The organism is Chitinophagaceae bacterium, assembly GCA_016699815.1.
Classification (GTDB): Bacteria; Bacteroidota; Bacteroidia; order Chitinophagales; family Chitinophagaceae; genus Ferruginibacter.
On record CP065012.1, the window covers coordinates 776,787 to 789,353 of the forward strand.

Annotated in this window: 12 protein-coding genes; 2 read left to right on the forward strand and 10 right to left on the reverse strand. The window is 38.0% G+C overall.

Going from position 1 to position 12,567, the window contains the following annotated elements; translation table 11 throughout:
• Positions 1–43: 43 nt before the first annotated feature.
• Together IPO46_03455 and IPO46_03460 are read right to left on the reverse strand one after the other, a co-directional pair.
• Positions 44–2,038, reverse strand: coding sequence for a hypothetical protein (locus IPO46_03455; GenBank protein ID QQS63664.1), 1,995 nt, complete (start codon positions 2,036–2,038; stop codon positions 44–46).
• Positions 2,039–2,046: 8 nt separating this feature from the next.
• Complete coding sequence (locus tag IPO46_03460) at positions 2,047–2,859, reverse strand: purine-nucleoside phosphorylase (GenBank protein QQS63665.1); 813 nt, start codon at positions 2,857–2,859, stop codon at positions 2,047–2,049.
• A gap of 292 nt (positions 2,860–3,151) precedes the next feature.
• On the opposite strand from IPO46_03460, the gene sucC reads away from it, so the two are divergent.
• On the forward strand, positions 3,152–4,363 hold the full coding sequence (sucC, locus tag IPO46_03465) for an ADP-forming succinate--CoA ligase subunit beta (protein ID QQS63666.1): 1,212 nt from the start codon (positions 3,152–3,154) through the stop codon (positions 4,361–4,363).
• A gap of 59 nt (positions 4,364–4,422) precedes the next feature.
• Here the strand turns inward: sucC and IPO46_03470 are convergent, their stop codons facing one another.
• The 8 genes from IPO46_03470 to IPO46_03505 all read right to left on the reverse strand — a co-directional run bounded on the left by IPO46_03470 (position 4,423) and on the right by IPO46_03505 (position 11,329).
• Positions 4,423–5,079, reverse strand: coding sequence for a CoA transferase subunit B (locus tag IPO46_03470; GenBank protein ID QQS63667.1), 657 nt, complete (start codon positions 5,077–5,079; stop codon positions 4,423–4,425).
• 10 nt (positions 5,080–5,089) lie between these two features.
• Positions 5,090–5,791, reverse strand: coding sequence for a CoA transferase subunit A (locus tag IPO46_03475; protein QQS63668.1), 702 nt, complete (start codon positions 5,789–5,791; stop codon positions 5,090–5,092).
• A complete protein-coding gene (locus tag IPO46_03480; protein ID QQS63669.1) occupies positions 5,784–6,248 on the reverse strand; it encodes a DUF4296 domain-containing protein in 465 nt (154 codons plus the stop codon). Before IPO46_03480 ends, IPO46_03475 begins: the two co-directional genes overlap by 8 nt.
• Complete coding sequence (locus IPO46_03485; GenBank protein QQS63670.1) at positions 6,245–7,162, reverse strand: DUF4835 family protein; 918 nt, start codon at positions 7,160–7,162, stop codon at positions 6,245–6,247. The genes IPO46_03480 and IPO46_03485 overlap by 4 nt, the downstream gene beginning before the upstream one ends.
• Complete coding sequence (gene coaBC, locus IPO46_03490) at positions 7,155–8,351, reverse strand: bifunctional phosphopantothenoylcysteine decarboxylase/phosphopantothenate--cysteine ligase CoaBC (protein ID QQS63671.1); 1,197 nt, start codon at positions 8,349–8,351, stop codon at positions 7,155–7,157. The genes IPO46_03485 and coaBC overlap by 8 nt, the downstream gene beginning before the upstream one ends.
• A gap of 70 nt (positions 8,352–8,421) precedes the next feature.
• Positions 8,422–8,763, reverse strand: coding sequence for a DNA-directed RNA polymerase subunit omega (locus IPO46_03495; protein QQS63672.1), 342 nt, complete (start codon positions 8,761–8,763; stop codon positions 8,422–8,424).
• Positions 8,732–9,559, reverse strand: a complete 828-nt coding sequence (bamD, locus tag IPO46_03500; protein QQS63673.1) for an outer membrane protein assembly factor BamD — start codon at positions 9,557–9,559, stop codon at positions 8,732–8,734. The genes IPO46_03495 and bamD overlap by 32 nt, the downstream gene beginning before the upstream one ends.
• A 147-nt stretch (positions 9,560–9,706) precedes the next feature.
• Complete coding sequence (locus IPO46_03505) at positions 9,707–11,329, reverse strand: OmpA family protein (GenBank protein ID QQS63674.1); 1,623 nt, start codon at positions 11,327–11,329, stop codon at positions 9,707–9,709.
• Positions 11,330–11,603: 274 nt separating this feature from the next.
• Here IPO46_03505 and IPO46_03510 point away from each other — a divergent pair, with 274 nt between their 5' ends.
• Complete coding sequence (locus IPO46_03510) at positions 11,604–12,566, forward strand: polyprenyl synthetase family protein (protein QQS63675.1); 963 nt, start codon at positions 11,604–11,606, stop codon at positions 12,564–12,566.
• Position 12,567: the final 1 nt, after the last annotated feature.

The window sequence follows — 12,567 nt, forward strand, 5'->3', positions numbered from 1 at the left end:
TTCTTAAGAAAGGCCAATATGGTATGCACAAACTTCACAGTAATTAATTCAAAAACCACCAGCGTATACCCACCCTTATTATTAAACCCGGCGTTGGGTAATGCGGCGCTGCAAAGTTATTATTAATAAATCCAAACCCGTTTATTGTGCTTACCGTATTTAAATTTTCGGCCCGGATGTATGCGGCAAAACCCCTGATGCGAAAATGAAGGTAGGCTGCAACATCGGGGAGGTTTTTTATAGTTACAGAATCCTGCGTTACAAACTGCCCGGTTACTGCAGAAAAGCCATAAGCTTTATAAGGCGTAAAATACCGCACATCGAGGCCGGTACTTAACATGAGGTTTTTATAGAATTTACCTTCAAAAGCAAGCCTGTTACGGGTATAAATATTGGGTACCTTAATTGGTGCCGCTGCATCGGTTAGCTGCAAAGCACCTTCAATATACCAGTTAATTTTTTTACTGAGTTTTAATTTAGTTGAAGCTGAAAAGCGGCTAATGTTTATTGGTTTTGAAAACTGGGCAGTTTTAGTATTCCCCTCAAAGTAAGCATAGTTGGTAATAAGATAATTGGTAAAGCCCAATTGAACAAAAGGGTTATTGGCAGTAGCGCCAAAACTGATGATATTTTCCTTTTTAAAATTTCCGGCATTGCCCAAATTGAAACTACTGCGTGGGTCAAAAATAAATGATGGGCTCCGGTTTACATTATTGAAAAAAAGATTTACATAACCCCAGCGCTTATTAAAGTAACGGCTAAGGCTGGCATAAGCGCCATAGTCACCGGCATTATATCCATTGAAATATAATTCGCCTTTGGCCAAAATATCCCACTTTTTATTACGGGTGCGATTGCGGTATTCGGCATGCACAAAAATATTATGCAGGTTGGTATTTCCCGAATCAAGTGTTCCTTTAATATTTTGAATAGTGGCACCTGCAAGAAAAAATTCAGCGGTATTTTTAGTATCGGGAAATTGCAACAGCGAAAAATCATTGCTCAATATCTGCCATTTTTCATTGAGCACTACGGTATCATTGGCATTGGGCAAGCGAATTGCAAACCAGTTTTCATATAGTGTTGAGTCTGCTTCCACATCTAAATAACGATAGCTATATTTATTAAAAGTAAACGTATGCTGAAAACGCAATTTGGGATAAAATAAATATTCGGTTGTAGAGTCGTTAATGGCAATAGAATCTTTTTTACCCAAGTCGTAGCTTTGCCGTAAGAAAAAAGTAAAGTCTTTATAAATATTACCAGTTTTTACCGAGGTTACAAAAGGGTTTGGCCTGTAGCCATTTATATCCCCAAGGTTTACATCTACGGCAAATCTTTGCTTCCTGTTTTTATCTACCAGTTGGGAGTCGTTTACAATTCCTCCATTTTGAGATGCCCTAATATTACTGCCCAATAAAATTATTGTTCCGTTATACCTTTTGCGTTTGCCCTGGTAATTTCCATATAAACGCCATGCATTATGGTTGTTGTTTTGGTTAAGGAATAATCCCGGTGCATTTATTAAACGGTAATCAAATCCAAAGTTTACATTGGGCCTTGGGTTTTGGGTATGCACAACCTGTATCATTTGTTCTTTTCCTGAAGCCAACTGGTAAGCCAGCATTGAAAAAGGCCGGTTTGTTTTGTACAGTTTTGTTCCTTCGGTGGTAAAGCGGTAAAGGTCAAAGCTATGAAAGCCTGCATCCCACCCGGGTTTTGCAAAAGAGTTATAAATAAGTGCTGTGGCCGCAGCTCCGTTATTGCCCAGGTTTTGCCAATAAGAAGGAACGGAATAATAGTGGTCAAAATCATTAATGGAAGAATCCAGCGTACTTCTTCTTGTAGAATCCAGGTAACGGTAACTTAAAAAAAGGGTATCATCTTTACGATGTTCAAAAGCAATAGTATCCTGCCTTTGGGAACCTGCGCCCACAGATTTTCCAATGGCTCCAGCCCGCCTGATAATTTCAAGATCCTGTGCAAAAACCAGAGAATGCAAACCAAAAACCAGCAATAAAAAAAATATTATTTTCATTGGAGCAATTAAAGCTGTGCAATCAACGCTTTAAAAATATGGGTGAGCCTGGGTTCGGCAGCTTTTGCGGCTTCCAGTACTTCCTGGTGGGTGATGCTGTGGTTGCCTTCCATCATCCCCAAATCGGTAATTACACTTACGGCAAAAACCGGCAGGCCCATGTGAACTGCTGTAATATTTTCCTGAACCGTACTCATACCTACTGCATCGGCGCCCATAATATTTACAAACTTATATTCGGCCTTAGTTTCAAATGTTGGGCCGGTAACTGCAATGTAAACGCCTTCCTTAATATCAATATTTGCTTCGGCTGCAATTTTTTTGGCTTCACTGATTAATGACAAAGAATAAGGCTCCGACATATCCGGAAAACGTGGCCCAAGTTCATCCACGTTTTTTCCAACCAAGGGATTGGGCGTAAAAAAGCTAATATGGTCTCTGATAATCATTAGGTCGCCAACTTTAAAAGAAGGATTGGTACCACCTGCGGCATTACTCAAAAAAAGTGTTTTAATACCCAGGAATTTCATTACCCTTATAGGAAATACAATATCCTGAATGGGATAACCCTCGTAAAAATGGAATCGGCCCGCCATGGCAATTACTTTTTTTCCACTTAATTCGCCAAAAATTAATTTTCCTTTATGGCCCTCAACAGTGCTTACGGGAAAATGAGGAATATCGCCATAAGCAATTTCATGCTTTACTTTTATTTCCTCAGCAAAATTTCCAAGTCCGCTGCCCAATACAATACCTGCTACAGGTTCTGCATTAATTATATTTTTTATATAGGCTACTGCTTCATGTATTTTTTGCATCATAATTCCTAAAATTTTATGTGCAAATGTAAGTTTTAAGCTCCAATAGGCAAACCTGCTGTACCATCTAAATTTGCACGATTTGTTAAATTATGGTCTCTTTTAATCACCCCAAAAACAATCTGCTACTAATTTAAAAAATTGAAATAATCCCATTTAAAAAAGCAGGCAAAGAACAAAATATTTATTACCAAAAAAGGCAGCAATATTGCATGCACCAAAAAAATATCAAGGCTTATTTTGCTCAAAATGAGAAAGCATTTTTTTACTTATCTTCGCCAAAATCTTTTCTACAATGAATCTCCACGAATACCAGGCCAAAGAATTATTGAAAAAATACAATGTACCCGTACAATATGGCTATGCCTGCACAACAGTTCAGGAAGCAGAAGATGCCTACCGCCAAATAAAAACCCAAACTGGTAGCAAGTTTGCGATTGTAAAAGCGCAGATACATGCAGGCGGTCGTGGAAAAGGCACCATAAAGGAAAATGGCATTAATGGGGTAAAAGTTGCCAAATCAATGGAAGATATACAGGAATTTGCCGAAAAAATATTGGGCGGTACTTTAGTTACCGTACAAACCGGGCCGGCAGGTAAAGTGGTGAATAAAATTTTTGTTGCTGCCGATATGTATTATGATGGCCCAAGTGAGAGAAAAGAATTTTATTTCTCTATTTTACTGGATCGTTCCAAAGGTCAAAATGTAATTATGTACAGCACCGAAGGAGGAATGAATATTGAAGAAGTAGCTCATAACACACCTGAGAAGATTTTTAAAGAATGGGTACATCCTGCCGGTGGCCTGCAAGCCTTTCAGGCAAGAAAAATTGCTTTTAACCTTGGCCTTAGTGGCGAGGCATTTAAAAATTGTACAAAATTTGTAACCAACCTTTATAATGCTTTTACGGGGCTGGATTGCTCCATGCTGGAAATAAACCCATTATTTAAAGCATCGGATGATAAAATAATTGCTGTGGATTGCAAAATGAACCTTGATGAAAATTCATTGATGCGCCATGCAGACCTTATTACCTTACGGGATATTACAGAAGAAGACCCCACAGAAGTTGAAGCAGGAAAACATAACCTGAACTTTGTGAAACTGGATGGTAATGTAGGTTGTATGGTCAACGGCGCTGGTTTGGCAATGGCTACAATGGATATGATTAAACTGAGTGGTGGCGAACCAGCAAATTTTCTTGATGTGGGCGGAACCGCTAATGCCCAAACGGTGGAAGCAGGCTTTCGAATAATTTTAAAAGACCCAAAAGTAAAAGCCATACTCATCAATATTTTTGGGGGTATTGTTCGTTGCGACAGGGTGGCGCAGGGTGTTATTGATGCTTACAAAAGCATAGGCAATATTGATATACCCATTATTGTGCGCCTGCAGGGTACCAATGCTGATGTGGCTAAAAAATTAATAGATGAAAGCGGTTTAAAAGTACAAAGCGCCATACTATTGAGTGAAGCAGCATTACTTGTAAATAAAGCCGTGGCTTAAGTACGATAAAAAATTTAATGATTACGGAAAGGTTGCTCTACGGGCAACCTTTTATTTTTTTAAAATTTCATTTCTGGTATTTCACCTTCTACAATTAGCTTACCTGCTGTTTTGCTTTTAATTTCTTCCACCGTTACTCCCGGAGCCCTTTCCAGTAATTTAAATTGATTGTTAACGATTTCAATTACAGCAAGGTCGGTTACAATTTTTTTCACGCATTTAATACCGGTTAATGGCAGGCTACATTCGGGCAATAATTTACTTTCGCCTTTTGGGTTGGTATGCATCATGGCCACAATAATATTTTTAGCGCTGGCAACAAGATCCATAGCGCCGCCCATCCCCTTCACCATTTTTCCAGGTATTTTCCAATTGGCAATATCTCCATTTTCACTTACTTCCATAGCGCCAAGTACGGTTAAATCAACCTTACCGGCCCTTATCATCCCAAAGCTTAAGGCACTGTCAAAAAAAGCCGATCCGGGCAAAGTAGTAATGGTTTGTTTCCCTGCATTTATTAAATCCGGGTCTTCCTGTCCCTCTTCAGGAAAAGGCCCCATGCCCAGCAGGCCATTTTCGCTTTGCAGGGTTACATTTATTCCATCGGGGATATAATTGGCTACTAAAGTAGGTATGCCAATGCCAAGATTTACATAGTAACCATCTTTTAATTCCCTTGCAATTCGCTGTGCTAACTTGTATTTATCTAATGCCATAATTAAGTAATTAAGATTTTTTGGACCTTACGGTGCGCTGTTCTATGCGTTTTTCATAATTTGTTCCCTGGAAAATGCGGTGTACATAAATACCCGGTGTATGCACCTGGTTGGGATCAAGTTCGCCTGGCTCTACAAGCTCTTCTACCTCTGCAATAGTTATTTTACCACCCATTGCCATTAAAGGGTTAAAGTTGCGTGCAGTTTCTTTATAAATAAGGTTGCCCAGCTTATCTCCCTTCCATGCTTTTACCAATGCAAACCCTGCATCAAATGCATATTCCATCAAATATTCTTTTCCATTAAACACACGGCTTTCTTTTCCAGCGGCCACTTCGGTACCTACACCAGCTGGTGTATAAATAGCAGGCATACCATACCCTGCTGCCATGCAGCGTGTGGCTAATGTGCCCTGGGGAATAAGCTCTACCTCTAGTTCGCCACTTAACAACTGCCTTTCAAATTCTGCATTTTCACCTACGTAAGATGCAATCATTTTTTTCACTTGCCGGCCTTTTAATAAAAGCCCTATGCCAAAATCATCTACGCCGGCATTATTAGAAATACAGGTAATATTATTTACTCCTTTTTTTACCAGTGCTTTGAGGCAATTTTCGGGTATGCCACATAAGCCAAACCCGCCAATCATTATCACTGCATCATCCTGCACATCTTTAATGGCATCATCTGCATTTTTAAAAACTTTATTCATACAATTTTTTATTGATGTTTGGCTTTTTAATTATAGGTGAATCAATGCTTAATTTTTTTATTCTTGATTTTTTTATCTGCACAGAATCCATTCTATTCTTTTTTGCCGGCAATGCACCCGGTACAAATTTACTTAATTGTTCCCTTTGGTTCTTTGCAAAAATAGAATCTGTAATTTTTACCAATTCACTGCCATGAGCTACATAGTAGGCATAACTTTTATCGAACTGTTCTTTTGTAATATGGTATCTTTTTAAAATTTGCTGCTGCAAATTAGCATTGATTAGCTGAGAATTTTGAGAACTGTCTTTAGTAACATAATTAGTAATATAAGCATCTGTTTTTATGTAATCCCACAACACCTGCTGCATTATTTTGGGTGGTAATATTTCATTATTTTTATTTTGCTTACAGCTAAAAAATGCCAGCAACCATATAAAACAGGATACCCTTATCATTTCAGTTGCTCCTTATATTTTGAAGAATTGGAAATATCTATTTTAGATAATATTTCAACTGCAGCCGCTTTATCCGGTTGTGGCGCTTTTTTAAAAATATTAATCAGTTCATCTGACTTACCCTGAAAAAAAAACTGGCCGATCATGGTGTTTGGGTTATCGGTACTATAGGTTTGCATTTTTCTTAGCACTGCAAGCATGGCGTTTCTTGCTTCTTTTTCATCTTCCACTAATTTATCAAACGCCTGGCGGTAATAACCATAGTAAATATCATGCATAATAGCATATCGGGAGTTGGTCATATTTTCTACCAGCCAATAGCGGTTACGTAAGCCATCAAAAGCTTTCCAGCCGCTGATTCCCCTTCCATCCGGTGCATTATTTACTACGTTTAACGCTTTTTGAAAATTAGCATCGCCGCCGTGCATTGAAAAAGAAGCATAGTCAAAACCCAAAATCATATAAGCATAATAAGCAAAAACAGCAGTTAAATTCGATGCCAGTTCATCGGGTCCGGTTACCCTTTTATCGTTAAAATCTAATTGCTGGAATTCTACGTATTTGAATTTTATATTGTCGTCTTTATAATTAATAAGCGGGCAAATATAACTGCTGTTAAACACCGGCCTGCCGGATTGAACCGTTAACGAGGCATTATATACATTAGTTTCGCCTGCAGGTTCAATGGTGAGTAAAAAATTACACTGTATCTTTTCATTTGGCGCAAATACATCTGATGTCCATTTGCGGTTGTTTAAAAAATTCATCAGCGCATTTTGCAAAGTGGTAAAAGTGCTCCGGTTTACGGCATTGCCTACCTGATTGGCCATTACGGTTACCCGGGCATTTAGCTCCTGAGCATAGGTGGAAAAGGCAAGGGTGGCTGCAATAACGGTTAAATAAACTTTACTCATGAGTGTAGGATATAATAGTGTCAATAATATCTTTTGCAACCTGCTTTTTGGGTTTTAATTCAAAAGCAAGTTCTTTTCCATTGTTGTCAAAAATAGTTATTTTATTGCTGTTGTGGCCAAAGCCTGACCCTTTATCAGCCAGTGAATTGAGCACAATGATATCGGCATTTTTTTGTTTTAATTTTTTTAAGGCATTTTCTTTTTCATTGTTGGTTTCTAAAGCAAAGCCCACCAAAAACTGGCCAGCTTTTTTTTGGCTGCCCAATGTTTTTAAAATATCGGGTGTTTTTTGCAAACCCAGTTCAAAATGATCTTCTGTTTTTTTAATTTTTTCCTTTGCCACTTTTACAGGGGCATAATCGGCAACTGCTGCGCTAAGAATTGCAATATTTATTTTTGAAAATCTTGCAGTGCATTGCTCAAACATTTCAGTGGCGGACTTTACCCGGATTACATCAATGCCGTTGGGAACAGGCTCAAAAGTGGGGCCAAGCACAAGTGTAACATTTGCACCACGGTTTACAGCTTCTACTGCAAGGGCAATGCCCATTTTGCCGGATGAGTAATTACCAATAAACCGCACCGGATCTATATGTTCGTAAGTAGGACCGGCTGTAATTAAAACATTTTTTCCGCTGAGTTCATTTTTTTTGTGAAAATAGTCCAAAAGCCATCGCAGTATTTCTTCGGGCTCAGCCATTCTACCTTCTCCAATAAGGCCACTTGCCAATTCACCATTATTTACAGGCAATAGCATATTACCAAATGAATTTATCTTATTTCTATTTTCAGTAGTAGAAGCATGCTTCCACATATCTTCATCCATTGCCGGGGCAACGGCTACAGGGCAGGTTGCCGAAAGGTAAACAGCCATTAAAAGGTTATCGCAAATACCATGTGCCATTTTTGATAAGGTATTACAGCTAAGCGGTGCAATAAGCATAATATCTGCCCAGCGCCCAAGCATTACATGGTTTGCCCAGGTGGCATTGTCGCTTAATTCATACAGCACTTCGTTCCTGCTTAATGTAGAAAGGGTCAATGGGGTTACAAAATCGGTTGCTGCATGGGTCATAATTACTTTTACCTTTGCCCCTTCTTTTACCAAAAGGCGCACCAGCATAGCAGTTTTATAAGCTGCAATGCTTCCGCTCACACCCAGCAAAATTTTTTTATCCTTAAGATTCATATAGTAAAAACGGCGGTTTTACCGCCGTTAAAATTATACATTCTATTTTAAAAGTAAAGCTAAAAACTTATTAGCTAAACAGGTCTTCGTCGTTTTTACGGAAATACACTTTATCCTCCAAAAATTCTGTTGTAGCCAGTAATGCCGGGTTGGGCATACGTTCATAAGCTTTAGAAATTTCTATTTGCTCTTTATTTTCATGAATTTCTTCAAGGCTGTCGGTATGGCTGGCAAATTCTTCCAGCTTGCTGTGCAATTCCTCTTTAATAGAAATATTAATTTGGTTGGCACGTTTTCCAATTATAGAAATAGATTCATACAGGTTACCAGTTTTGGATTTAAGTTCGCTCAATTTTTTTGGCTCTACTACACTACTGGTACTAGCGCTTAGCTGACGACGAAATTTGCTCATTTTTTTTATCTTTTAGATGATTTATACTTAAGTTGTTATATTCTTCCGCTTCTTTTAAAAGTTTACTATCCGGAAAGCGGTCCATAAAATCCTGGTATTCTTCAATCACTTTTTCAAAGCGTTCAACCTGTTTTTCCACTACACTTAATTTTGCATAACGGTAGTATGCTTTAATTACCATTAATTTATACTCATCTCCTTTTTGTGTTTCAGGAAAATTATTGAGTAGGTTGGTATATGCAAGTGCCGCAGCTTTATATTGCTCCAGGTTATAATACAATTGAGCTGATCGAAATTCTTTCATTTCCATTTTTCCCCTGCATTTATCAATAATTTCTGTGGCATCTTTTATTCTTGCCGAGCCAGGATGTGTATTAATAAATGTTTGCATCATGTTCATTGCCTTTAAGGTATTTACCTGCTCCAGCTCCAGCTTTGGGCTTTGCTTGTAAAAAGAATATGCCCTCATATAATCTATTTCTTCGGCTTTTACACTATTGGGAAACACTTCTAAATAACCTTTAAAAAGGTTTTCAGCGTCCATATAAAAATCCTGGTAAAAAAAGCAATATGCATACTTGTAATAAAGATCTTCAAATTTTTGTGTGCCTTTATAAATAGGAAACAATTCTTCAAAAAGTTGCTGTGCATGGTTGTATTTCTTTTTGGCAAAATACTCATCGGCCATTTTTAGCTTATAATCAACATCTTTACTTTTTTGAACCTTTGAAAATTTACTGCAGGATGCAAAAACTAATGCCAAAACAATACCGGTAAGAAATACTTTAAATTTCATAAGAAGCGCAAAATTAGCGGTTTTTGGCCAAAAATCAGCTATAAATATATATTATCCAAAAGCGGCCAGTTAAGGATTACTTAAATAAAAAAGCCCTCCCAAATGGGAGGGCCGTACATTGAGCAAAAAGTGGAATTAAAACTATCTTTAGTTTGAACTGATGTCAACTGTATTCTTATCGCCACCCCCAATTTCGCTATTGGTTGTAATCCTATCGGTGCTAATACCTTCTTTATCAACTAAGTAAGCTTTTGCAGCATCGAGCCTGCGCTGAGCTAATGCTTGTGAGGCTTTAGAGGCTTCAGGATAAGCATTTAAGGTAATTGAACAATTTGGATTAGCTTTAAGTTTAGCTGCAACAGTAGATAACATTGCTTTAGCATCAGAACTTATAGAAGCGCTTCCGTTACGGAAATTAACGCTTGGATAATCTGTAGGGCAAGCAGAAACCGGAGCCGCCCTTAGTGAATCGCAACATGCAGGAGGAGGGCATTTGCCTACACCGTCTGCATCAACCGGTTGACATTCGGTAGGTGTAATTAATTGTTTGTCTTTGCAATCCGGAACACCATCACCATCTGTATCCAAAGAAACACCATGAGTATCCACAGGGCAACCTGCAGGTGTATTGGGTTCTCTGTCAAATTGATCAGTAACACCATCACCATCAGCATCATCCAATACTGGTTTTGGCAATTTCATGTGTTTTGGATTGTTTAACTCGCTGTATGCATAGTTTAGTGGGTTAAGCCAGTATAGCGGCTCAACTGATTTTCCGCCAATATTAAAATTAAGGCCTAAAGATGCATAGTTGTATGAATCATAATCTCTTGTAAGAGAAGCATCACCAGTTGGGTGTTCCTGCCATCTTTGCCCATCAATCAAATCGTCTTTAATAAAGGTATGGCGGTCTTCCAGTGCAATATTTATGCGTTTGCCCAGTTTAAATGCCACACCAAATAAAATAGAACCAGATGGCCTGAAAGTATTATTACCCAAATGCTTCCTTCTCCTTCCCTGGTTTTCGGCATCTGTTTCATAATCATCATCCATAGCAGCTTTCAAATCTTTTTTTACATCTTTCCTGCTATCCCATCCGCCATAATTATATTTAGAGGCAATGGTATTAAAAGCGCTGGCATAAGTATTACCATTTGAATTTAAGGCATTAATTTTTGTTTGGTATAAAGTACCACCTATACCGCCACCTGCATAAATTTGAAGGGCAGTTTTATTTTTATGGAAACGGATATTGTTTAAAGTTACTAGGCCTTGCAGGCTTAAATCCTGAACTTTGGCTTTATAGTTATAGAAAACAAAATCTACATTACCCTGTGTATTTCCTGCCTGGTCATTAATGGTACCATCGGGTCCAATGGTCATATATCTTTGGCCTACAGGAAGGCTGGTTGTCCAGGCTGGGTTTTTATAATAATTTTGAGCTGCCGTATAGTTTAATCCTTTACCGGTTGCATTTAAATATTGCAAACGTAAAGAGAACACATACCCTAATGCTTTTCTCACATGTACGGAAAAGTTAGGCATGGTAAACCATTCGGGAGATACATCGCCGCTTATGGTAAATGCGCCAATAGAGGCACCCACTTCCCACATATTACGAGGCTTTGCGGGATAGTCGTAATTATTGGCCATGAACTCGGTTTGTTGCGGAAGGCTTTTGGCTCTTATAACTGAAGAGTCGTATATACTATAGCCTCCATCGTCTTTTTGTTGTGCAATTGCGGCGGTTCCCATAAGCGCAAATGCCATAAATAATAAGTTGAACTTTTTGCTAAACATAACTAAATGATTGATAGATTTCTAAATATACGAGTTGATTAATTTGCAAATTTATGGGGTTGAGGCTCAAAATACAAATTTTTTTAGCAATTATTTAAATATTTAATATATTGAGATTGCAAAATTTGTGGTATATAGATGAACACGAGAATAAATTAGCTGCTTTGTAATACAGTACATTTTTATCTTATTCTTATAATTATATTATGGTAATCATCTGCGCTTGCTTAAATTGCCGCCACAAATGAAGTTTAGCGCAAATATTATTGAAGCAGAACTGAAGACTTTTGAATCCAGGTTCTCTGGAGCCGTTAAAAGCGATGTGCCCTTGCTGGATACGATTATGAAATATATTATCCGGCGAAAAGGTAAGCAACTAAGGCCCATGTTTGTATTACTGAGCGCAAAATTACATGGCGAGGTAAATGAAAGGAGTTACAGGGCAGCAGCGCTTGTAGAAATGCTCCATACCGCCACCCTTGTGCATGATGATGTAGTGGATGAATCTATGGAACGAAGGGGTTTTTTTTCAATAAATGCCATTTGGAAAAATAAAATTGCTGTATTGGTGGGTGATTACCTGCTTTCCAAAGGTTTGTTACTGGCAACCACCAATGAAGATATCCAATTGCTCCATATTTTATCTGAAGCCGTAAAGCAAATGAGCGAAGGCGAACTGCTGCAAATTGAAAAATCGAGAAAACTTAATTTAGAAGAACAGGTTTATTTTGAAATTATAAAAAATAAAACAGCCTCTCTTCTTTCCTCTGCCTGCGCTGCCGGTGCCTGGAGCACAACGCAGGATAAAACCATTACCGAAAAAATGAAAATTTTTGGTGAAAAAACCGGTATTGCTTTTCAAATTAAAGATGATCTTTTCGACTATGGCAACCAGGATATTGGGAAACCTACCGGCAACGACATAAAAGAAAAAAAACTTACTTTACCATTAATATATACGCTAAACAAAGTTGATAAACCAACCAAAAGGCAAATTATCAATATTATTAAAAACGAGAACAAGAACACCTCAAAAGTAAAGGAAGTTATAGCTATTGTACAGCAAACAGGCGGCATATCTTATGCAGAGCAAAAGATGAATGCATATAAACTTGAAGCTTTGGATATTTTAAACCAATTTCCACAGGGTGAAGTAAGGGATACTTTAGAAAACCTGGTGAAATTTACAACAGAACGAAAATACTAGT